The following is a 21,387-nucleotide window of genomic DNA, read 5'->3' as shown; positions in this document are numbered from 1 at the left end:
ATGCTCACTAATCAAAGTGGAACCTAGTATTGCAACTTCCATAGGTCAAATTCAATTAGATAAACCTGTAATGCTCGCGTCTGGAATTCTAGGCATATCTCTTGACGTGTTTAATCGACTTTATGCATCAGGTGCTGGTGCTGTTGTTACAAAATCTCTTAGTACTGCACCATGGGAAGGTTATCCAAATCCCACAATTTTCAGTGTTGGAGGTGGTGGATGGATAAATGCAGTTGGATTATCTAATCCTGGCGCTTCAAATTTTGCTAAAATGATTGAACCCAATCAAGCTGTACCAATTATAGTAAGTTTAGTGGGCTCTGTACCTGAAGATTTTGAAGATATGATAAAGGAATTCAAAAATTGTAAAGTCAAAGCTTACGAATTGAATTTATCGTGCCCTCATGTTGCTAAAGTTGGGCTAGAAGTTGGGGATGATCCTGGATTGGTTAAAGCAATTGTGTCCACTGTAAAAAAATCAACAAATGTGCCAGTAATTGCAAAAGTTGGTTTAGGAACCAGTACTTATCTGAATACTGTAAGTAATGCAGTTGATTCTGGAATTGATGCTATAACTGCAATTAACACTGTTCGTGCAATGGCTATTGATGTTGAAACCAAACGACCTATACTCAGTAACAAATTTGGTGGATTATCTGGAACTCCGATTAAACCAATTGCCTTAAGATGTGTTTATGAAATTTCTTCAAAATATGATATTCCTATTATTGGATGTGGAGGAGTTTCCACATGGGAGGATGCAGTAGAATTCTTTTTGGCCGGAGCTTCTGCAGTTCAACTTGGTAGTGCAATAGGTGATAACTGGGTTGGAGTTTTTGATGATATTAACAAAGGAATTTTGGAATATATGAAGAGAAATAACTATGCTACAATAAAGGACATGGTGGGTCTTGCAAAGAAATCCTAATCATCCAACAATTGTTACAATTGAAAAAGTAATTGACGAAACACCTACTGTTAGGACTTTGGTTTTTTCAGACGATGTTATGCCAAATGTTCTTCCTGGACAATTTGCTATGGTTTGGATTCCTGGAGTTAATGAATTACCAATGAGTATAATGATTTCAAAAGAATCTGGAAAGGCAGCATTTACAGTTAGAAAGCATGGTCCTTCTTCAACTGGTCTATTCAATGTTCCAGTTGGAGGACAAATAGGAATTAGAGGTCCCTATGGAAATTCATTTGATGTTAAAGAAGGAAAACTTTTGCTGGTTGGTGGTGGAACAGGTCTTGTACCTATGATGCGACTACTTACTTTTGTAAAACCTACTGATGACGTTACTGTATTGATGGGTGCTAAATCAAAAGACGAGGTATTCTTTGAAGACTTGTCTAATGAATTACTAAAAAATAATTCTCATCAAGTGATTGTTTCAACTGATGATGGTAGCTATGGTGAGAAAGGATTTGTAACTGATTTGGTTGAAAAATTAGTCAATGAAACTCACTTTGACGCAGTGTATGTTTGCGGTCCTGAAATTATGATGTACAAAACTGTCAAGGCTGCGCATTCAAAACAAATCTTTGTTCAAGCTAGCCTTGAAAGAATGATGAAATGTGGAGTTGGTATTTGTGGTAGTTGCTGTGTGGGTGAGGATCTTACTTGCAGAGATGGCACTGTGTTTGATGGAGACCATTTATCCAAAAACAAGGAATTTGGTTATTTACATAGGAATAAGGCTGGAATTTTAGAAAATTACTAATTTTGCCTAGCAAGGTTTAAAATAAATCAGAAAATCATTCCCATGAAGGGTATGGGTACACCAAAAATAGTCTTAACTGCTGATAGAACTTTAATGTCTCCTTATAGGGGATTATCGCTTGCAACATTTTTCGGATGTGCTCCGGCACTTGACCCTGGCAGAGATAAAAGCAGTTTTTGGTATAAGATTCTTGGAAATCAAGTAACTCCAAAAGTTCTATTTGATTTCATTTGTAATTGGTCTCCTGATATTGACGGTGTTGCAAAATATGCTCCATATGGATTAAGAAAATTAGAAGCTGGTTTATTACGTGATGGCTTTGCACGAAAAGATGTAGTTGTTGCTCACCCAAATCATATTGAAAAATTCATCGGTCCTGAAACTGAAGTTATCGGAACTTATGAAATGGATCCATTGGGAATGGGTCCTGTCACTATGACATTTACTTATGGTAGAAAACAAACATCATATGATGAATTTTACAATGCTGAATTACATCATAGAATTAAAGCTGCTAAAGCAAGGACTGGAAGTAAAGCCAAAGTAATTTCTGGTGCATCTGGAACTTGGCAGTACAATTATGATCCAGCTAAAATTGAAGAATTTGGAATATATGCAATTCTTGAAGGAGAGCTTGGTGGTATCGCACCTGAAATTGATGGACATGCAGGTCGATTCTTTAACTATTTGATTAACGGGGATTTTGAAAACATGGATCCTTTCAGAAAGAGAAGTGACTTTAAGGTTAACATTAAAGAATTTGAAAGAGAAGGAAAAAAGATTCATGGAAGATTTGTTAACTTTTGGGATCGACCTGAACTAGAAGAAATTCCTGACATTGTTGAACCAAGTATGCATGGAATGGTTGAAGTAATGCGTGGTTGTGGAAGAGGCTGTAAATTCTGTGACGTAACACTACGATCTTTAAGATATTATTCTCCAGAAAAAGTCAAAAAAGAAATTGAAGTTAACATTAAGAAAGGCGGTTCAAAATCTGCATGGATTCACAGTGATGATATTTTTGTCTATGGTATGGATCCTAGAACTGCCAAAGGGATGGAACCTAACAGAGAAGCCTTGGAAGAATTATTTACTGCTATCATGTCTACTGGAGTCGAACATACTAATCCAACCCACGGAACACTAGCAGGCGCAATTGCTGATGAAAAACTTATTCCTAATCTCTCTAAAATCATGAAAGCTAGTCCTGATAATATGATTGGAATTCAAGCTGGATTTGAAACTGGCAGTCTTAGATTAATTGGCAAGTATGCTGATAGAAAACTTGCACCGTATGATCCATCTGAATGGCACTGGGTTGTAAAAGAAGGTGTTAAGACTTTGAACCAAGACTATTGGATTCCTGCATTTACTTTAATCATGGGTCTTGATAATGATGAAACTCCTGAGGATTCTTGGGAAACTATTAGATTGCTCAGTGAATTAGAACGAGAACAACCTGATTCTATGTTTACTGCTACAGCACTAACATTCGTTCCAATTGGATTGCTTGAAAAATCTGATTTCTTCCATATTGGAAACGAAATGACTCCTGCACAATTAGGTGTTTTATACAAAACATGGCAACATAATTTCAAATATGGTATTCAAAAATTCATGACTAAAACTGGTTCTAAAGGTCCACAGAGATACTTCTTTAACGCGATTGCACGATCTCTTGGCGGTGTACCTTTAGGTGCAATGGAAAAATATGCTCGCAGAAAGAGTAAGGAACATGAGAAAGTCATTGAGACTGTTAAGGCAAAGTATTGGTAGTTATCCAAATACATAAATTCACTAATTCTTATTTTAAAACATGGCAACACACGGTTCACTTACCAAAGCAGGTAAAGTTAGAGGCCAAACACCAAAAGTTGAAGGTAGAAAAATTGTAGGCACTAGTTCTAGTGTTGGAAATAAAAGCAATTTCAAGAAACGATTTGTCTTAGGCAGATTCCCTGGTCAAAACAAACCTGGACAAAGAAGAAAGAGACGATAGTCGATTTTTACTAAAATTTACCTCTTTTACGATCATTTTCCCAAACAATACTCTTATAAAGTACTGGTACCGTACTATACGGTATGGTAGAAGATTTAAGATTAGATAGTTTAGAGGGCGTAGGTCCTGTAACTACAAGAAAATTATCCGATGCAGGTGTCCACAACGTCATGGACCTCATCGTTAGAGGTCCTGTAGAAATTGCAGAAATAACTGGAATGGAAAAGGATACTGCTGAAAAAATTGTCAATAAAGCCAGACAACATTTAGTTGAAGGTGGATTAATTGCCAAACATTTTACAAGTGCAACTGAAATTTACAAACACCGACAAAGTATTGGTAGAATTACCACTGGTACAAATTGTCTTGATACATTATTTGATGGTGGTATAGAGACTCAAGCATTAACAGAAGTTTATGGTGAGTTTGGTTGTGGTAAAACACAATTTGCTCATACAATGTCTGTGATGGTTCAAAAAAGCAAAGAAGAAGGAGGCCTTGAAGGTTCTGTATTATACATTGATACTGAAAATACTTTCAGACCTGAAAGAATAGTGTCTATTGCCAAAGCTCATGACATGGATCCTGAAAAAGTTTTAGATAACATCATAGTAGCTCGTGCATACAACAGCTCACACCAAGTATTGATTCTTGAAGAATCTGGTCCAGTAATTGAAGAAAACAATGTTAAATTAATTGTTGCAGATTCTGCAGTTGGACTGTTCCGTGCTGAATATCTTGGAAGAGGAACATTGTCCGTAAGACAACAAAAACTAAATCATTTTGTTCATTTGTTGTCAAGAATTGCAGAAACATACAACTGTGCTGCAATTGCCACAAATCAAGTTATGGCATCCCCTGATGTCTTCTTTGGTGATCCAACTCGTCCAATTGGCGGAAATGTAGTTGCACATACAAGTACATACAGAATATACTTTAAGAAATCAGGTAAGAAACGAATTGCTAGAATGGTAGATAGTCCTCACCATCCTGAAGAGGAAGTAATCTTTGCTCTAGGTGAAGCAGGTGTTATAGATCCTGAAGAGGCTGATAAAAAGACGAAAAAGACTACCAAAAAAGTAACTACCAAAAAGGCAAAAGCAACTGAGGTAGAGGCTACTGTAGAGACACCTGAGGTAGAGGCTACTGTAGAGACACCTGAGGTAGAGGCTACTGTAGAGACACCTGAGGTAGAGGCTACTGTAGAGACACCTGAGGTAGAGGCTACTGTAGAAATCGAATCTGATGATTTGGATCCTGTAGAAGAGTAAATCCCTCTTCTCTCCAATTTTTCACTCTTTTTGATTTTCATTTTAATTAAATCACCAAATTATAAAATATCCCTCATGTGAATCTGTTAATACATAATGACAGATTTGTATAGATTACTTCCTGAGGAGATGGAACAACTTGTTATCGATATGGGATATCCTCGATATAGGGCAGACCAAATTTTACTTCCATTATATTACAAATTTCCAAAACAACTTGATGATATCCCACAACTCCCCAAAAAATTAAGAGAGGAATTAACTGCAGCGGGATACACAATAGGTTCTGCAAAAGAAACTCATCGTATTGTAAGTGATGATGGGGATACAACAAAATTATTACTTGAGCTATCTAATGATAATGCTGTAGAAACAGTTCTAATGCAATATGATCCTGCAAAGATTGGAGGTCATCCAAGATCCACAATCTGTGTTTCTACTCAAATTGGATGTGCAATGGGATGTGTATTTTGTGCAACTGGTCAGATGGGTTTTGAAACAAATCTAAAAGCAGAACATATTATATCACAAGTAATTCATTTTGCAGAAATACTGGAAAAACGTGGAGAACATGTAACGAATTTAGTTTTTATGGGTATGGGTGAACCGATGGCAAATTATGACGAAATGATTCGAGCTGTAAAAATTTTAACACATGATAGAGGATTTGGGTTAGGTCAAAGACACATAACGATTTCAACTATTGGAATAAGATCTGGGATTGAAAGACTAGCTGAAGAGAATTTACAAATCGGTCTTGCAATATCATTACATGCTTCAAACAATGAACTACGAAAAAAATTAGTTCCTACGGCTAGTCCTACGTCTGTGGAAGATATTATTGAATTAGGTAGATCATATTTTAAGAAAACCGGACGTCGTGTAACTTTTGAATATGCTCTTATGGCAGGAATCAATGACTCGCCTGAAATAGCAACAGAATTGGCTAGACTTTTGAAAGGCAATGGCTCACATGTGAATCTGATCCCAATCAATCCTACCGCAGGAGATTTTAAGCGTCCATCTGAAAAAAGTGTCTTAGAATTTGAACGAATTTTATTTGATGCTGGCATAAATTGTACAATTCGAATCGAGAAAGGTACTGAGATTTCTGCTGCTTGTGGCCAACTTAGAACCGATCTTATTAGTAAAAATTGAGCATATCTTGTTCTAAGTCTTAAAATAGGGCTTTCAAAGATTTTACACTACATGGCAACTAAGAAATCTCATGGTCGTTCACATGGATTTAAACACAAATCTAGATCTGTAATGAAGAAAAAGTCCCCAAGAGGAGTCTCATTTTTGTTACGTGAATACCAGGAAGGTCAACAAGCCCTTGTCATTATTGATTCAAGACAGCACAAAGGATTACCACATAGACGATACCATGGTAAAGTAGGCGTCATAACAAATGTAGGTAGACGTGCTGTAACCCTAGATGTGAAATTAGGTGAAAAATCGAAAACCTTAATCACTAGATTGGATCACATTAAACCATTCGGTGTGTAATATGGAAGAAGTAAAAAAGAAACAAGCTATTTCTCTTTCAGAAGTTAAAGAAATTTTAGGCAAAGTCGATGTTGAAGAAATGGATCAAATTCAACGTTGGACATATGATTATGTTTCAAAATTTGTATCCGCCGAACCAAAGGATGCAAAAGAAATGAAAAAACAATTGATTAAAGATTGTGAATTAACAGAAGATGAAGCTGTTGAAATAGTAAACATCAGACCAACAAGTTTGGCAGAGTTACGTTCCTTCACATTTGGTTGGAAAAAACTAATTCTTGCTGAAACACTAGAAAAAATGCTCAAGATAATTAAGGAGCATTCGTAAGTTTTTCGGAGTATTTTATTTTGTATCGGGCACAACCCCCAGCTAGAAAATATGAAGAGTATGCATATGTTTTAGATTTCAACCCTAGAGGAAAATCATCTACCGTAAAGGGCAGAGATGGAATTATTATCACTGCAATTGGTGAAGACAGACTGACACTTTTAGAAATTCTTGGAATTCCCAATTCTACATTTGAAATTGGTGAGAAGATCTATATCGGAAAAGAAGGACGTACTAAAGTTCTATCTGTTTTAGGAAAGATGGACTATAATCGAATATCATCATCTGCACAAAGTGAATTAGAGTCTGTAATTGAAAAAATTGTAACTAATAATGAGGAAAAATTTGTAACATATCTAAATAATGCACAACCATTAACCCCTAGAATTCATGCACTAGAATTGATTCCTGGAATTGGAAAAACATACATGAAAACAATGCTTGAGGAGCGAGAACAAAAAAAGTTTGAAAGCTACCAGGATTTACAAGATCGTGTCGGATTCAAAGAACCAATTAAACACATTTCAGAAAGAATTCTTGATGAAATTACTGGTGAAAGTAGAATGAATCTCTTCGTTAAGAGATGATAAAACGAAAAAAACTCGGACAACATTTTCTAAACTCAGATTCTATAGCAAAATCCATCATCTCTGAGGCAAAAATCACCAAAAACGATACTGTATTTGAAATTGGAATTGGACAAGGCATTCTAACCTCTCTTTTATGTGAAAAGGCTGAAAAAGTAATCTCTGTCGATATTGACGAAACACTAGTACAAAATGCAAAATCCAAATTTTCTCATATAGATAATCTTGTTCTAAAATCTGGAAATGGCTTGAAGAAAAAAGACAATTTCACCATTTTTGTATCTAACCTTCCTTATTCCCGGAGTAAAGATGCAATTGAGTGGTTGGCTCAAACATCTTTTTCTCATGGTGTGATTATGGTTCAAAAAGAATTTGCTGATAAATTACTTGCAAAATCCTCCAAGAATAGAAAAGCTATTAGTATTATAGCAACTCATGCCTTTGACATAACAACTGTATCTAAAGTCGGAAAAAATAATTTTTCTCCTCCGCCAAAAATCGACTCTGTTATTCTTAAAATAGTTAAAAAAAATAATTTAAGCAAAGATCTTGTTCAAACAATCAATAAGATATTTTCATACAGAAGAAAAACTGTCAAAAATATTCTGAAACAATTTGATAAAGAATCTATAATAGATAAACGAGTGGATGATCTTTCAGGGGATGAAATAATTAATCTTGCAAAACAAATTCTTGAAAAATGACGAATATCCTCCTTCTGAGGATACTTTTTTCATAGCAAACAATATAGAAAATGAAAAAGGAGAATATGCATTAGATATTGGAAGTGGTTCTGGGTATCTCACACAATTACTATCTGATAATTTTTTGTTTGTGGTGGGCACTGATATCAATTGTAATGTATTACAACATCAAACTTCTTACAAAACAAACAATCTGATTTGTTGTAATGGTTCAGATGCATTAAAAATCAAATTTGATTTTATAATATGTAATCTACCCTATCTTGCAACTGATGAAATAATGGATATTGCAACCGATGGCGGTGCAGAAGGATTTGAAATTCCTAAAAAAATATTTGATTCTGCAATTAGTAATCTTGCCACAAATGGGAAATTTGTTTTTGTTACATCCTCTTTGTCTAATTATCAAAAATTGATAGAATATGCTGAAAAATTAGGCTTAAAAACTCGAATTGTGGCCAAAAAGAAACTATTTTTTGAAGAATTAATTCTTATAGACGCAGTTTGGTGATTATTTTCTTAGATTTTCTTTGGCATATGTGATAATTGCATCTGTCATTTGTGTTGTTGATGCATTACCACCAATATCCCAAGTCACTGCTTTTCCTTCATTGATTACTTTTTCAGTAGCGTCAAATATTGCATCTCTAATTGCTCTTTCTCCCATATAGTCTGCCATCCAAGCTCCTGATAGTACAGTTGCAGTAGGGTTTACTTTGTTTTGTCCTGCAAATTGTGGTGCACTACCATGTGCTGCCTCAAACATTGCATAGTTATCTCCAATATTTGCAGAATAAATTAATCCGATTGAACCAACGAGAGCTGATGCAAGTTCTGAAATGATGTCCATAAATAAATTGGTACTAACTAATACTGCACCATTGAACTGTTCAGTTGCTATTACCATCTGTTGTGCCATGTTGTCAATGTAAATTTCAGATAACTCTATGCCTGTTCCTTCTACTGCTTTTTGTGTTTCATCCCAAAATATCCCGTCTGTTTGTTTCAAGATGTTTCTCTTTGTAATTGCTACCATTTTTTTCATATTAAATCTATTTGCCCAGTCTACTGCCGAATCTACTAATCTTCTACTTCCTTGTCTTGTAATCTTTCTAATTGCAATTGCTGCATCATTTGTGATTTTTGCTTCTACTCCGGTGTACAATCCTTCTGTGGCTTCTCTGAAACATACACAATCGAGTTTTCTATCTGGAGTTAATCTATCATAAGTTTTAGTAGGTCTGATATTTGCATAAAGATCAAATTTTTGTCTTAATGTAACTGCAACACTTCTTGGTGCACCTGGTACTGGAATTGTAGTTGTTGGACCCTTGAAACAACAATCTGCTTCCTCTAATGTCTTCATGGTTGCATCCGGAATGTATGATGCATCGTTTCTACCATTTCTGTCCCATTGCTCTGATCCTGCCTCGCACAAGATTAGTTCTGATTGAAAGTTGCATTCCTTTAGGACTTTGAGCATTGAATCTACAACCTCTGGTCCAATGCCATCTCCTTTCATTACTGCTGCTTTTTTACTCAAAACTGCAGTAACTTGAGGATCTTATTATTTAATTCTACCTTGTGTTTGAAAATGCTTTCTACATATTTTCTATAGTGATGATTTAATACCTAATTTGATAAATGACATTCAAATGCAGATTGTTCAAATATCTGATCTTCATGTCGGCTCTCAATTCTTGCAAGAAAAATTTGAAATTTTAGTAGATGAGATTAACGACATAAACCCCGATGTTATTGTAATTACTGGTGATTTGACTAATGAAGGTTTGATGAAAGAGTATGAAAAATGCAGATCATTACTATCAAAATTCAATACAAAAAAAATTATCACCATGAGTGGAAATCATGATTATAGAAACACTGGTTATTTGTTGTTCAAAAAATTCTTTCCATTTGAAACTGTAAATGAACTAGATGATGATGTGGTATTGGTCACTGTTGGAACTGCTAGACCTGATAGAAATGAAGGTGAGGTAGGTTATAGACAAAATCTGTGGTTAGAAAGAACTATGAAAAAATACAAAGATAAGGTAAAGATTGTTGCAATGCATCATCATTTAATTGCAATTCCTGATACTGGTTCTGATCAACTTACTGTGGTTGATGCAGGTGATGTTCTTAGAACTGTTTTAGATTCAAAGGTGGATGTAGTATTATGTGGTCATAAACATAGACCATGGGCTTGGAATTTTGGATCACTTACTGTTGTAAATGCTGGAACTGCTACATCTGAACGAGTTCGTGGATTTTTTGATAATACCTACAATATTCTTACAATAAATGACAAAAAAGTTCAAGTGGATCTCAAAATTGTAGGTGGAAAAAGACTTCCAATCAATGAAATTGTGAATAATTACAGCCAATTCTTCGACGAATGAATTTATTTACAGATAAATTCTAGGCCTCATTATGCGGGGGTCGCCTAGCCTGGTAGGGCGTAGGATTGCTAATCCTATGTCCGCAAGGACGCGGGGGTTCAAATCCCCCTCCCCGCGCCATTAAAACTTAATAGACGGATTTCAGAAGTTTTTCTATGGGACGAAGAAAAACACAAAAAATTATTCGCACTGGCCCAAAAAATGCCACTACTGGAATGTGTCCTCTTTGCAAAACAATTGGTAAAATTTTCATTCTTGGTTCACCTGGTGAGGAGAGAGCAAAGTGTGAAAAATGTCGTCAAGAATTTGAATTATAGTTCAAAAAACTAACCTGTCCATCAAGATTTTCACCCATAACTTTTTAAGACAAATTTTTGCTGATAGATAATTATGAGTTCAGAAGCTGAAACCATCTATGAAAGAGTAGCAAAACTTGAAGATGAGATTGCATTACTCAGAAGTGAGGTTGATATTCTTAAAGGCGCACTAAGAAATAAAATTGCCCGTCATGAAATATCAATGATCAAAAAAGGTCAGGACATAGAGTCTATTATTGATTAATTTTTTGTCTTTATACTTCTAATTAATTCTAAAATAAAATCTACATCTTCCGCATTTGGATTAATTTCTAAATATTTATTCAGATATTTCAAAGCGATTTCTGAATTTTGCAATCTGTCTTCTATGATTCCTTTGTCTCTGATGTCTTCGGCTGATTCAGGCTCTATTGCCAAAACCATATTGACACATCGCAACGCTTTATCATAAACAAATGATTGAACATAGGAGTTTTTCAAGTTACGTGTTAACCTGACAAGTATCTGTTCTGGTTTTACCTCATCAAGAAATTCTGGCTGAAATTCTAATTGGCCGTCATAATTTGCATCAAGAATGTCTTGCAAGTCATCTATGTCAAGCAACCGCCCATCATAAAATGGATCCAAGATCATCTCCTCATTGTATTTTACCAATATGTGGCTTGGGAATCCCACAATTTTTAGATCTAACCCAATGAACTTTGCAATCTCCGCATAGAGAATTGAAATAGTTATCGGTAGCCCTGTTTTTTTGTCTATCACTTCATTTAGAAAATTATTTTTTGGGTTATAGTAATCGTCATCATCTCCACTAAAACCCAAATTCTCAAAGAGGTGTTCGTTTAGCATTGAAATCAAATATGTTGGATTTTTTACATCACTGATTGACTCTTTCAGGGATTTTCCAATTATGTTTATTTTTTCAATATATTCATCAACATTGAGATCTGGATATTCTAAAATCTGTGCAAATTTTAGACACTTTTCAACAAGATTAAAGTTTGGATTGTTTACAAATGACATCCATTCTGCAACTAATGGATCAAATTTTTCTTCCAATTGTCACAAACTCAATTTTTTAAGATACAGTGAAGGGTCTTTGAGCTCTCTTGTATTTGGAGGTATTTGGATCATTTTTTTGAAAGTTTCTTTGCCTAGTTTTTCATATACTGTTTTTGTGAAATCCTTACCCATGCTTTTCCTGACTTGGTATGATGAAAAATCCGTACCCATAAACGTGGTTAAATAATTTTGAAAATCTTGATCATCTTTTAAGATCTTTTCGATGACAAAAGCTGCCATTCCTTCCATAGTAGTAAATGCTGCGTGATGTTGCTGTATTGGAACTAGCCATTTTTTGTAAATTTCTAAGAGTTCTGGAATTGACTCTCCTATTTTTGGGTCTATCTCCACATGGGTAAATGTCATTACGTCTGGTCCAATTTGCTCAATTAGAAAATGATCCGGATTCAAAAAGAAGAACAAATTAGCTTTTTTTGCAAATGGAAAATCGTCTGGCACTGCTTGTAATTGACAATATTCTGACAATTTGTTAACTGTCTCTGTGTCTAAAGACAGGATGATTTTTGCTAGTTCTTCATTTATTTTGTTTACCTCCATTGCAGCATTTTTGTTTACTTGTTGAAGATTTCCTTGTGCTGAATGAATTAACTCTTCAAGTACTGTCATCTTCACTGCCCCCAAATATCCAGAGTTTACATTTTCAAATCTTGCCTCATATGGTTCTCCTTGTTTGTGCAGAATTATTTGTGGATATCTTGACAAGATGAATTTGTTTAGATATATGACAGAGTCAAGGTAATCTCCATATGTTGTTGTAATTTTTGAAATGTACTGAATTGCATATGTAGAATATACTAAATATTTTGCAGTATCTTGTTGCATTAATTCTGCAATCTTTTTTAGATCCTCTTTTGCAACAGCATTAAATAATTCTGTAACAAATTCTTTTGATTCCTTATCTGCAAACACTTTATCTCCCTTGATTCTCTTTAATTCCCCTAATTCTGGAAATTTTAGTACAATATTGTCTGGAACATTAACGCCAAGAAATAATTCAACTTTGTTTTTAAAATCTGGCAATAATGAATTTGCAATTTCATCTAATTCTTTAAACTGCACCTTGTTGTTGATGTCTTCTTTGGCTCTTACTGCCAATTCTATTATCTCTTTTTCTTCGTTTAATTCCACTGATAATTGGCCAAATAATGCCTCTGCAAATTCTTGAAATTCTCCCATTTTGCATAAAATCCAAAAATACTCCATTTAAGATTATCTTGATTCTATCTATGAAAGAAATTATTAATTCAAAATTTACTGATTTGTTATACGATAATGTTAGAATCCAGTCTTGAATTTTTAAGATGCGTTAGATGTAGCTCAAAATTAGAATTAGTCATATTCAAACTGAATAAAGAAATTGAAGAAGGCATTTTAGAATGCAGAAAATGTGATCTGAAATTCCCCATCGTTGAGAAAATTCCTATCATGTGGGATGACTTTGATAGGTATATTTCATCACACAAAAAATTGGGTGGTAAATTATACCGGCTAGTAGAAAATCAGCACCTAAAAAAATTCTTAAAATCATCTTTATCCAAAATTAATTCTGCAAACGAGGACAGAACAGAATTAGAAGAAAGATGGTCTAAAATATATGAAAATAGTAAAAATTCAAAATTCTATTCTCTGGTAAAAAATAATCTTACATCTTTGCCAAAATCCGGACTCGTGCTAGAACATGGTTGCTCTATTGGAATAATGACTTCGTATTTAGCTGATTCTAACAAGATGGTTTTTGGAATTGATAGATCATTTAGTGCACTACAACACGCAAAAAGATCACACAAAAACAATCTTGATTATTTTATAGCCGATTCATTGTCTTCTGTATTTGGAAAGTTGCAGTTTGATTTGATTTTGGCACTAAATGTATTGGAATTGATTGAGCCTTTGGAGTTGTTAAAGCATATTTCAAAACAAATTTCATCTGGCTATTTGGTTATCTCTGAACCATATGATTTTGATAGGGGAACAAAGTCTGTTAGAAAACCATTAGATGAATACTCATTACGCACAACTGTAAACGATCTTGGTTTCGAAATCACAACAAAAACAAAAAAACCCTCTTATTTGTCATGGAATTTGAAACTCAATTCACGTGCAACTCTAAATTATAAAGTTGATTTAATAATCGGAAAAAAATAGATCTTTTCTAAATCAGATCTTTCCAAATGCCTGTAAATTCATCACTTGCAACTACTGTGACAATTTTTATTTTACCTAGTGGCATTAGATTTTCTCTCTTGTCATAGTATGCAAATTCACCTTCTTTATCTGGATATATTGTGATTGTATCTTGTTGTCCTGGCTCTAATAGATCTGTTTGAACATTAAATCCGTCTATGTATAGTCTATGAACTGTTGTGCCGTTATTTATCACAGTCAAAATGTACGCAAATGATGTTCGTGACAATAATGTTGGATTTGATTCTCCTTTGACCCCTTTGATTCCTCTTACTGTTGTTTCTCCGTCTATGTCTTCAAAAACTATTGTTTGCTCAACTGTTTCTGCCCAAAAAATTTCTACATGTCTGACATTGCCTTGTCCTACAAATCCTATGGTTGCGGCCAAACCTGCTATTCCTGCAACCATGGCAAGAATAATCAGTTTTTTGTCATTTGATTTCAACTTACTTTTACTTGGTATGTCTCATTAAAGAAACTAGAGGTCATTTTTCTTTATTTTTAACATTGTCTCTAATTGCATCATACATTGCAAGGAACTGCTCTGGTTCATTTAGTCTATAGTTCTTTTCAAGATTCTGGATTTCTTGACGTGATAGACGTTCCCCCCTATTTTCATAATATTCTTTAATTATTTCTGAAGGTGTTTTTTTGATATTATATTTTTGAAGTGTCTGATTGATAGATCTTTTAGCAAGTATGTCTCGTAACACAAATTTATGGACTAGATAAGATGATAATCCGACAATTACAACTATTAGAATTGGTATTATGATAATTGATGCCATATGTCTAAGGCTTTACTGGGATTTGTATAAATGGTGTTCCACCTTCACCTACCACTAGAGGTAGTTTACCATCCCATGCTTGAGTCTTTAACCAATCAAGATAATTTGGATTCTCAGCTAATGCTTTATTGATTATAGCAATTGCTTCTGCCTCACCTTTGGCTTCTGCAATGTTTGCATTTGCCAAACCTATGGCGTTTGCCTCTGCTTGTCTGGCTTCAACTTCAATTCTCTTTAAGTCGTTTTCTGCTCTAAGTGCATTTTGCTCTGCTTCTACTTTGGATTCAATTGCAGATGCAAATAATGCAGAGAATTCAAAGTCTGTAATTGAAATTACTTCTGTTACAACATTAAATTGATTTAATCTCTCTCTAATGGAAAATTCAATATCTTGTTTAACCAGAGGCCTTTTTGTAATTAGTTCTTCAGCATTATAATTTGCAGTTACTTGTTTTACGGTTTCTTCTATGGCTGGTTGAATTACCCTATTTTCATAATCAAGTCCTAGATTTTTGTATAGGTTGTGAACTTGTTCTTTATCTGGATGATAATTGACTGTGACAGTTGTTTCTACTGTTTGCAAATCTCTTGATGCACTTCTAGCTTCACTTGCATATTTTAGAGTACGAACCTCGATGTTGACTACTTCATCTTGGAAAGGAACTACAAAATGTATTCCTTCATCAAGTGGTGGTTTTGTAAGATCAACTGCATTCCAATGCAATAAAACTCCCCTATGACCTGAATCCACAATTTTTACGGAAGCTGTTGCCACAACTCCTATAATTATAAGAATAACAATTGCAACTGCAACCCCTTTTGCTGCACTCATGTTGACATTAACCTTTGGGGATTGATACTTTGACAATGTGTTAGGTAACATGTCTTCCACTATTATACCAATCTAATGCATTGCCTTGAAAAACTGAATCTTCTCAACAAATTTATGCTATCTATGTGAAAAAAAACTAATGGCCGATCCTAATTTTTCATGGATTTACATCATAATTTTCTTGGCAATTCCTTTGGCAAGAATCATTCCTCGTATTTTAGCAAAAAAAGGAATAGGGAAAAATTTCTCTAGACCTTTACCTCAAAGTGAATTTCAATCAGGTTTTGACGAAAATAGACTTAATGTCCAAGAAAGGGCTAGCATGGAATCTTCAAAACCTCAATCAAAAAATGATCTTGTTTTAGATGTATTAAATCGAGGCTCAAAAACATTTGAAAATATTCAAAAAAATACTGGCTTAGATAGTTCAGAACTTGATTCTGTATTGGAAGATTTAGAAAAAAATGGATTACTCAAAGTTGTTCACAAGCAAGGACTGCTTGGCCCCAAAACTGAACTTTATCCTACTGATAAAGGATTCAGGAAATATTCTTCATAATCTGATTTTGTTTTTTTCTGTAGATTTTACATGATTCTCATTTAGTTTATCTAAAGGAAAAATGGTGATCTGATCAAGTTTGTCTTTTGAATCTATTTTATTCATTGCTGTATTGGTTATTGCTTCAAAACTTGGAGGTGAACTCCTTCATAGGATTGGACAGCCTTCTATTCTTGGAAATGTAATTGCAGGGATAATAGTAGGACCTGCATTTTTTGCTTTAGTGCATCCTATTGAAGCAATAGAGCTCTTTGTTTCAATCGGTGTATTCTTTTTGTTTTTCTTAATCGGTCTTGAAGAAATTGATGTTGCTGGTTTGTTTAAAGTAATGAAAGGTAGAATTTTTGCAGGTTCTGCAGTTGCATTCTTGATGCCTTTTCTGATTGCAGGTGTTTTTGGACTAGTGATAGATATGGATTTCATTCAATCTTTTGCTATTGCAAGTGTGATAGCTGCATCAAGTTTGGGTGTTACTGCCAAGGTTCTAAGTGATCTTGGAAAATTAAAATCAACAATTGGTCTTGAAATTTTTACTGTAACGGCAATTGTTGAGTTTATTGCAATTATTTTTGTAAGTGTGTTTATCCAGATAGATACAAACTCTGAATCTCCAGATATTTCAGAAATGTTGTGGTTGTTTACCAAGATGGTGATATTCTTTGCAGTTGCTGGACTTCTTTCTGTATATGGATTACCTCAATTCTTCAGATTGATGAAGAATCATCTTCGTGTAAAAGAAGCATATTTTGCAATAGTAATTGGGATGATTTTGCTTGTTGCATATTTTGCAGAAATCAGTGGAGTGCATGGTGCAATCGGGGCACTTCTTTTAGGAATTGCAGTCTCTAGGATGACTAGAGATGAATATCATGAAATTTCAAAAAACATTCGTGCAATTGGATATGGAATTTTTATTCCAATATTCTTTGCTGGAATAGGCCTTCATTTCAGTCTTGCATTCTTGGAGTTAGAATGGTGGATAATTGCAGTTTTCATCGTAATTATGACTGGCGTCAAATTTTTGGGTTCGTACATTGCTGTTCGTATCGCAAAAATGCGCCCTGCAACAACTGTGGCATATGGCGTAATGTCAAAAGGTGCAGTTGATTTGGCTTTGATGCTCTCTTTATTACAAGCAAAAATAATGGATGACAAGCTATTTTCACTTTTGGTTCTTGGCACTTTAATCACTATGATTATTTCAAGTGTTGAACTTCAACGCAAATTAAAGAAAATTACTCACTTTAAGGTTGGAGCTGCTGAACTTGGCCTGGTTCCTCTTTATTTCAGAAGGGTTGTATCTGATACTCTTGCCATTGCCGTAACTAATACTGAATTTTCTAAAACAAAGCCTGATGTTACAATCAAGGAATTTATTAAAAACAATGAAATCACCAAGAAACCATTCCTTGTTTTTGATGATAATGACATGCTTGTAGGATTAGTATCAAAGAGAGAGATAAATAATTCGCATAAAAAAACAAGAGATCTTGTCACAATTGGTGATATAATGTATAGAAAATTCCACACAACATTGCCTAATGATTATCTATTTGCTGTAATTCAAAAAATGAACTCACATCCATTTGATATGATACCTGTAGTTGATCCAAACAATGATGGAAAGGTTATGGGAATAATTACAGATGAATCAATTATGAATCTTTTAACTGAAAGTAAAAAAACATGATATGATAAATTACCAAATCTAATTTTTTAATAAATTATGTAAAACATTATAATTCAAGAATTTTTTTGATCGTTAATTTATAATTGAAATGTTTCATCAAATAGTTTCTTTCTTTTTTTACCCAATCATTACACCCACTTGGATGCATCTATTTGTAATTTGATTTTTGATGATTTAGAGTCATATGAAATTTCAATCATTTCATAATCTCCAACAATTCCTGCTTGATCCTGATTTGATTTTTTCTCTTTTTGACAAGATTTTGAATGAAATCTTTGATCAATTATAATCTCCCTCAAATCCGAGAGATAATCTCCTGAAATCTTCCCAAGTAAAATCTCGTTCTAATTCAATTCTTTTGTTTGAACCAGTCTTCACTTCTAATGTATTTTTAATCTGAACTCTGGGTATTTTTGATTGCAACTCCATCATTTTGTAGAGAGTGGCAGTCATGAAACATCTTGATTCATTTTGCTATTAAGAGAAAACATTTTTGATTAGAATCAAATTTAATCAAACTAGTTATTTTTATGGAAAATTCGGTCATGCAGTTGTCTTCATAAGCATAAATAATCAGCTTGTTTTTCGCTACTATGTGGGTCTATCATTTTCAAATTTGTCTGGATTGAGAGTATTTCCGCCCATATCTATTAAAAATAAAACTTTGGAATTTTTTGAGTTTTTAAAATATGAAACTAAATCTTTTAGAAATGAAACAATTGTATCCAAAGAAGAATTGCTTGATGCCATTACTCTAAGTTCAAAAATTAAACAAGTGTCAAAAATTAAAAAATCGGAACTTGTAAAACAATTTGAAGATTTTTTAAAAGAATTGGATAGATCACTATTTGTAAAAAATTCTAAAACTGAAATATCTGATATTAAATGGAAACAAATTGACATTTTTTGCAATTTACTAAGATTGATTGAGAGAAGTGATGAAAGAAAAGTAAGATGGGCATTATATTATTTATTTGCTGCAAACAATCTAAAAATTCCAACAGTTACACTAACTAAACTTTTAAAAGATTTTAAAATTAAAAATCTTGAAAAAATTATTACAAAAATTATCAAAACTGAAACCCTTTCTGGACTAGATGCAAGATATGATGGAATACATTTTGTTATTAATCATGATAAGAATGACAAGCTAGTACCACATTATTTATCTGATGCAATTGATGAACCTTCAAGACGTTCTCCAGGAGAATTGGAGGAAGAAATTTTAAAATTAATTGATGAAGGTTCTTACTCTAATCAAGAAATCTCCCAAGCATTACAAATTGACGAAGGTCTTGTTTCAAGAACTATTGCTAAATTACGTGAAGAAGATAAAATCATTTTATCAAGCTTTGGGCAAAGAGGCTCTAGATATTTTACAACAAATTGTGAAAATTGTCCATTTGGAACTACAAAAGCATCTTGTAGAAAAGAAGCAATTTCATATATTGCAGAAGCATTTATGCATGATTTTGGTTTAGATCTTTCTGCAAATGATTTTGATCCTGTTGAGACAAATCAAGCTATTCTAAAAATTAAGAGAATCGTAATGATGTCTCGAAAAGAAAAGAATACCAAACTTGAAATAAACTTAAGTGAAAATCTTGAAAAACTACTTTCAAAAGTTGTGGATAAATTCACTGAGATTGAAACTCCTGATAAAAAAATTTCCCTCTCTGAAATCAAAATGAATGTACCTGCTGATATGTCAAAATTACCTCTTTTGTATCAATTGGGACTTAAAAAAGGAGCACAAGGAGGAATTCATCTTATGGATGAGATGCTTCAGTTGGCATCCAAATCTATTAAAAAAGATGATAGGCTCAAAATCAAAAAACATGCTTTAACAGAGTCAAACAAATTCCTAAAAAACATTGGATTGGATAAAAAAAATTCAAACTGATTTGGAATTTAATTCGTTATTATCAATGCTTTTTAACGACATGAAACGTATAATATCGTGAAGTCCATTCATCTATTTGCTGTTTTACTTGGAATTATTTTGATTTCAGGAACATTACCTTCTCAAGCATTTGCTGATGTAATTAGTCCAAGACAACAAATGAAATTAAATTTTACAAATGATCAAATTATCTGTGCTGAAGGGTTAGTAAAAATCATCAAAAATTCTTCAGGAAAAGTTTCATGTGTAAAACCCTCAACTGCTGAAAAATTAGCTGAAAATGGTTGGGCAAAAAAACTCTCCAAAGAAAAAATTGAAGAAATCCAATCAAAAAAACTAATTAGAGGTGAAATTGCTGGAACGATTACAAAAATTACTACTTTGAAACAACTTTCAACGAGTTCCACTGCTGCAAAATCTAGTATTTCAGGATATGCATATGTGTTTGACGCTTGTGGTACTACAAAATTAGTTAGGGCTCCTGAAATTTTTGTTACTTCTGATAGTGAGACAAAAAGTGTAAAGTTGGGAAGCTCATTGCAACCTGGACTGTGCTACACTAGTTCTGTAATAATCAAAGCTTCAGATCCTAATTCTATTACTGCGACTCTTCTAAATAAAGGGGGAATTTCAGAAAAAATTTTTGGACTTGAAAATCAAATCACTGATCTAAAAAACAAGATCTCTACTGCTAAACAAAAAATTCCAAGATCCGATGATCAATTACCTGCATCAGAAAGCCTAAATGATATTTTATCTATGAAAAAAGAACTGAAAGAACTTCAGGATGAACTTAGACGATATATGATGGCATTATATGTGCCTGCAAATGTCAAAGCATCAAAAATCGATTTACCAAAATCAATTACAGGAAAACCGCTAGATGGGATGAGTACAAACCTAATTTCGGTATCTGAAAGTGTATCCCCCACTGGTTTAAACAATCCTGATATCAAAAGATTCAATGTGGTCTTTGAAGCATGTGCTGGAAAGCAAAACATTAGGTTGCCTATAATTACAGTTACTTCTGACTTTGAATCCATTGATGTAAAGTTCATAGATAGAATTATTCCCAACTCTTGTCAAGTTGGTATTACAAGAATCAACGCAATAGATTCTGAATCTATAATTCCAACAATAAGTGGTAATTCTGCAGTTTCATCACAGATCAAGTCTCTAGAAACTCAGATATCTGAAATGGAAGACTCACTTGCTAAGATGAGAAATGATTTACATGATTTAGTTTCAAAAAAACTTGATTCATCTACTGAACCAATTGCTTTAAAATTGACTCAAGATATCAGCAAATTACGTAATGATATTTTAGAAAATAGAGTTAAACTCAATTCACTGTTGCTTAAAACTTCCTGATTAATTGATTTTTGAAAATCATATATCTTAGATAGTACCTTGTCATAGAATGAATTTTCATTCTTGTTCTTTAGAACTAATGAAATAACTTTTAAAATTAAACTGTAGATATTTTTATATCGTCAAATAGTTCTTC

The 21,387-nt window shown here is 33.6% G+C and carries 27 protein-coding genes and 1 tRNA gene; 20 read left to right on the top strand and 8 right to left on the bottom strand.

Annotated features, from left to right (window positions below):
• The first annotated feature begins 16 nt into the window (after positions 1-16).
• The 11 genes from OEW78_RS02130 (at position 17) to OEW78_RS02080 (ending at position 8,633) form a co-directional block, all read left to right on the top strand.
• Positions 17-928 carry a dihydroorotate dehydrogenase gene (locus OEW78_RS02130; RefSeq protein WP_300323363.1) on the top strand — a complete coding sequence of 304 codons (912 nt, stop codon included), beginning with the start codon at positions 17-19 and terminating at the stop codon, positions 926-928.
• The gene (locus tag OEW78_RS02125; protein WP_300323360.1) at positions 912-1,724 is read left to right on the top strand and encodes a dihydroorotate dehydrogenase electron transfer subunit; all 813 of its coding nucleotides are present in this window, start codon (positions 912-914) and stop codon (positions 1,722-1,724) included. The genes OEW78_RS02130 and OEW78_RS02125 overlap by 17 nt, the downstream gene beginning before the upstream one ends.
• A gap of 51 nt (positions 1,725-1,775) precedes the next feature.
• On the top strand, positions 1,776-3,500 hold the full coding sequence (locus tag OEW78_RS02120; RefSeq protein ID WP_300323358.1) for a radical SAM protein: 1,725 nt from the start codon (positions 1,776-1,778) through the stop codon (positions 3,498-3,500).
• 40 nt (positions 3,501-3,540) lie between these two features.
• A complete protein-coding gene (locus OEW78_RS02115) occupies positions 3,541-3,723 on the top strand; it encodes a 30S ribosomal protein S30e (RefSeq protein ID WP_179360494.1) in 183 nt (60 codons plus the stop codon).
• An 83-nt stretch (positions 3,724-3,806) separates the two neighbouring features.
• A complete protein-coding gene (gene radA, locus OEW78_RS02110) occupies positions 3,807-4,994 on the top strand; it encodes a DNA repair and recombination protein RadA (RefSeq protein ID WP_300323354.1) in 1,188 nt (395 codons plus the stop codon).
• Between the two features lie 96 nt (positions 4,995-5,090).
• Positions 5,091-6,152: a 23S rRNA (adenine(2503)-C(2))-methyltransferase RlmN gene (rlmN, locus tag OEW78_RS02105; protein ID WP_300323351.1), complete on the top strand. Its 1,062-nt coding sequence runs from the start codon at positions 5,091-5,093 to the stop codon at positions 6,150-6,152.
• A 51-nt stretch (positions 6,153-6,203) separates the two neighbouring features.
• Positions 6,204-6,503, top strand: coding sequence for a 50S ribosomal protein L21 (locus OEW78_RS02100; protein WP_300323348.1), 300 nt, complete (start codon positions 6,204-6,206; stop codon positions 6,501-6,503).
• Position 6,504: 1 nt separating this feature from the next.
• The gene (locus OEW78_RS02095) at positions 6,505-6,831 is read left to right on the top strand and encodes an RNA polymerase Rpb4 (RefSeq protein ID WP_300323346.1); all 327 of its coding nucleotides are present in this window, start codon (positions 6,505-6,507) and stop codon (positions 6,829-6,831) included.
• Between the two features lie 20 nt (positions 6,832-6,851).
• Positions 6,852-7,418 carry a DUF655 domain-containing protein gene (locus tag OEW78_RS02090; protein ID WP_300323344.1) on the top strand — a complete coding sequence of 189 codons (567 nt, stop codon included), beginning with the start codon at positions 6,852-6,854 and terminating at the stop codon, positions 7,416-7,418.
• Entirely contained in the window at positions 7,415-8,122 is a 708-nt protein-coding gene (locus OEW78_RS02085) for an rRNA adenine dimethyltransferase family protein (protein WP_300323342.1), read from the top strand. The genes OEW78_RS02090 and OEW78_RS02085 overlap by 4 nt, the downstream gene beginning before the upstream one ends.
• Entirely contained in the window at positions 8,097-8,633 is a 537-nt protein-coding gene (locus OEW78_RS02080; RefSeq protein ID WP_300323340.1) for a HemK2/MTQ2 family protein methyltransferase, read from the top strand. Before OEW78_RS02085 ends, OEW78_RS02080 begins: the two co-directional genes overlap by 26 nt.
• Here the strand turns inward: OEW78_RS02080 and OEW78_RS02075 are convergent, their stop codons facing one another.
• Positions 8,634-9,665, bottom strand: a complete 1,032-nt coding sequence (locus OEW78_RS02075) for an isocitrate/isopropylmalate family dehydrogenase (protein WP_300323338.1) — start codon at positions 9,663-9,665, stop codon at positions 8,634-8,636. It lies immediately after the preceding gene.
• Between the two features lie 112 nt (positions 9,666-9,777).
• On the opposite strand from OEW78_RS02075, the gene OEW78_RS02070 reads away from it, so the two are divergent.
• The 4 genes from OEW78_RS02070 (at position 9,778) to OEW78_RS02055 (ending at position 11,085) form a co-directional block, all read left to right on the top strand.
• Complete coding sequence (locus OEW78_RS02070; protein ID WP_300323336.1) at positions 9,778-10,524, top strand: metallophosphoesterase family protein; 747 nt, start codon at positions 9,778-9,780, stop codon at positions 10,522-10,524.
• Between the two features lie 33 nt (positions 10,525-10,557).
• Positions 10,558-10,644, top strand: a tRNA-Ser gene (locus tag OEW78_RS02065).
• Positions 10,645-10,679: 35 nt separating this feature from the next.
• The gene (locus OEW78_RS02060; protein WP_014965662.1) at positions 10,680-10,841 is read left to right on the top strand and encodes a hypothetical protein; all 162 of its coding nucleotides are present in this window, start codon (positions 10,680-10,682) and stop codon (positions 10,839-10,841) included.
• Between the two features lie 73 nt (positions 10,842-10,914).
• Positions 10,915-11,085 (top strand): hypothetical protein, encoded by a 171-nt coding sequence (locus OEW78_RS02055; protein ID WP_300323331.1) that lies wholly within the window; start codon positions 10,915-10,917, stop codon positions 11,083-11,085.
• On the opposite strand, the gene OEW78_RS02050 is transcribed toward OEW78_RS02055, so the two are convergent.
• Together OEW78_RS02050 and OEW78_RS02045 are read right to left on the bottom strand one after the other, a co-directional pair.
• Positions 11,082-11,900: a transglutaminase-like domain-containing protein gene (locus OEW78_RS02050; protein WP_300323328.1), complete on the bottom strand. Its 819-nt coding sequence runs from the start codon at positions 11,898-11,900 to the stop codon at positions 11,082-11,084. The genes OEW78_RS02055 and OEW78_RS02050 overlap by 4 nt on opposite strands.
• A gap of 3 nt (positions 11,901-11,903) precedes the next feature.
• Positions 11,904-13,100 (bottom strand): hypothetical protein, encoded by a 1,197-nt coding sequence (locus OEW78_RS02045; RefSeq protein ID WP_300323325.1) that lies wholly within the window; start codon positions 13,098-13,100, stop codon positions 11,904-11,906.
• A 96-nt stretch (positions 13,101-13,196) separates the two neighbouring features.
• Here OEW78_RS02045 and OEW78_RS02040 point away from each other — a divergent pair, with 96 nt between their 5' ends.
• Positions 13,197-14,069, top strand: a complete 873-nt coding sequence (locus OEW78_RS02040) for a methyltransferase domain-containing protein (RefSeq protein WP_300323322.1) — start codon at positions 13,197-13,199, stop codon at positions 14,067-14,069.
• Between the two features lie 7 nt (positions 14,070-14,076).
• Here OEW78_RS02040 and OEW78_RS02035 read toward each other — a convergent pair whose 3' ends face one another.
• From OEW78_RS02035 to OEW78_RS02025, 3 genes are read right to left on the bottom strand one after another with little or no spacing between them, the layout of a single operon-like run.
• Entirely contained in the window at positions 14,077-14,553 is a 477-nt protein-coding gene (locus tag OEW78_RS02035) for a hypothetical protein (RefSeq protein WP_300323319.1), read from the bottom strand.
• 40 nt (positions 14,554-14,593) lie between these two features.
• Complete coding sequence (locus OEW78_RS02030) at positions 14,594-14,896, bottom strand: hypothetical protein (RefSeq protein WP_300323316.1); 303 nt, start codon at positions 14,894-14,896, stop codon at positions 14,594-14,596.
• Between the two features lie 4 nt (positions 14,897-14,900).
• Positions 14,901-15,764, bottom strand: coding sequence for a prohibitin family protein (locus tag OEW78_RS02025; RefSeq protein WP_366523015.1), 864 nt, complete (start codon positions 15,762-15,764; stop codon positions 14,901-14,903).
• A 103-nt stretch (positions 15,765-15,867) separates the two neighbouring features.
• On the opposite strand from OEW78_RS02025, the gene OEW78_RS02020 reads away from it, so the two are divergent.
• On the top strand, positions 15,868-16,287 hold the full coding sequence (locus OEW78_RS02020) for a hypothetical protein (protein WP_300323310.1): 420 nt from the start codon (positions 15,868-15,870) through the stop codon (positions 16,285-16,287).
• 79 nt (positions 16,288-16,366) lie between these two features.
• The gene (locus OEW78_RS02015) at positions 16,367-17,977 is read left to right on the top strand and encodes a cation:proton antiporter (RefSeq protein WP_300323307.1); all 1,611 of its coding nucleotides are present in this window, start codon (positions 16,367-16,369) and stop codon (positions 17,975-17,977) included.
• 128 nt (positions 17,978-18,105) lie between these two features.
• Here OEW78_RS02015 and OEW78_RS02010 read toward each other — a convergent pair whose 3' ends face one another.
• A complete protein-coding gene (locus OEW78_RS02010; RefSeq protein ID WP_300323304.1) occupies positions 18,106-18,276 on the bottom strand; it encodes a hypothetical protein in 171 nt (56 codons plus the stop codon).
• Positions 18,257-18,430, bottom strand: coding sequence for a hypothetical protein (locus OEW78_RS02005; protein ID WP_300323301.1), 174 nt, complete (start codon positions 18,428-18,430; stop codon positions 18,257-18,259). The genes OEW78_RS02010 and OEW78_RS02005 overlap by 20 nt, the downstream gene beginning before the upstream one ends.
• 40 nt (positions 18,431-18,470) lie before the next feature.
• Between OEW78_RS02005 and OEW78_RS02000 the strand changes: the two genes are divergently transcribed.
• On the top strand, positions 18,471-19,880 hold the full coding sequence (locus tag OEW78_RS02000) for a winged helix-turn-helix domain-containing protein (protein ID WP_300323298.1): 1,410 nt from the start codon (positions 18,471-18,473) through the stop codon (positions 19,878-19,880).
• Positions 19,881-19,937: 57 nt separating this feature from the next.
• Positions 19,938-21,251: a hypothetical protein gene (locus OEW78_RS01995; RefSeq protein WP_300323295.1), complete on the top strand. Its 1,314-nt coding sequence runs from the start codon at positions 19,938-19,940 to the stop codon at positions 21,249-21,251.
• The last annotated feature ends 136 nt before the right edge of the window (positions 21,252-21,387 follow it).

Origin of the sequence: Candidatus Nitrosopumilus sp. (assembly GCF_029882185.1) — an archaeon.
Lineage (GTDB): Archaea > Thermoproteota > Nitrososphaeria > Nitrososphaerales > Nitrosopumilaceae > Nitrosopumilus.
Note: the sequence above shows the minus strand (reverse complement) of the source record. Positions and strands in the feature narration are given on the sequence as shown.

What these genes read in the sequence shown, in the direction of transcription:
- OEW78_RS02120 (WP_300323358.1), top strand. Translation starts at nt 1,776, where the DNA reads ATGGGTACACCAAAAATAGTCTTAACTGCTGATAGAACTTTAATGTCT.
- OEW78_RS02115 (WP_179360494.1), top strand. Translation starts at nt 3,541, where the DNA reads ATGGCAACACACGGTTCACTTACCAAAGCAGGTAAAGTTAGAGGCCAA.
- radA (WP_300323354.1), top strand. Translation starts at nt 3,807, where the DNA reads ATGGTAGAAGATTTAAGATTAGATAGTTTAGAGGGCGTAGGTCCTGTA.
- rlmN (WP_300323351.1), top strand. Translation starts at nt 5,091, where the DNA reads ATGACAGATTTGTATAGATTACTTCCTGAGGAGATGGAACAACTTGTT.
- OEW78_RS02100 (WP_300323348.1), top strand. Translation starts at nt 6,204, where the DNA reads ATGGCAACTAAGAAATCTCATGGTCGTTCACATGGATTTAAACACAAA.
- OEW78_RS02095 (WP_300323346.1), top strand. Translation starts at nt 6,505, where the DNA reads ATGGAAGAAGTAAAAAAGAAACAAGCTATTTCTCTTTCAGAAGTTAAA.
- OEW78_RS02085 (WP_300323342.1), top strand. Translation starts at nt 7,415, where the DNA reads ATGATAAAACGAAAAAAACTCGGACAACATTTTCTAAACTCAGATTCT.
- OEW78_RS02070 (WP_300323336.1), top strand. Translation starts at nt 9,778, where the DNA reads ATGCAGATTGTTCAAATATCTGATCTTCATGTCGGCTCTCAATTCTTG.
- OEW78_RS02060 (WP_014965662.1), top strand. Translation starts at nt 10,680, where the DNA reads ATGGGACGAAGAAAAACACAAAAAATTATTCGCACTGGCCCAAAAAAT.
- OEW78_RS02055 (WP_300323331.1), top strand. Translation starts at nt 10,915, where the DNA reads ATGAGTTCAGAAGCTGAAACCATCTATGAAAGAGTAGCAAAACTTGAA.
- OEW78_RS02045 (WP_300323325.1), bottom strand. Translation starts at nt 13,100, where the DNA reads ATGGGAGAATTTCAAGAATTTGCAGAGGCATTATTTGGCCAATTATCA.
- OEW78_RS02040 (WP_300323322.1), top strand. Translation starts at nt 13,197, where the DNA reads ATGTTAGAATCCAGTCTTGAATTTTTAAGATGCGTTAGATGTAGCTCA.
- OEW78_RS02030 (WP_300323316.1), bottom strand. Translation starts at nt 14,896, where the DNA reads ATGGCATCAATTATCATAATACCAATTCTAATAGTTGTAATTGTCGGA.
- OEW78_RS02020 (WP_300323310.1), top strand. Translation starts at nt 15,868, where the DNA reads ATGGCCGATCCTAATTTTTCATGGATTTACATCATAATTTTCTTGGCA.
- OEW78_RS02005 (WP_300323301.1), bottom strand. Translation starts at nt 18,430, where the DNA reads ATGACTGCCACTCTCTACAAAATGATGGAGTTGCAATCAAAAATACCC.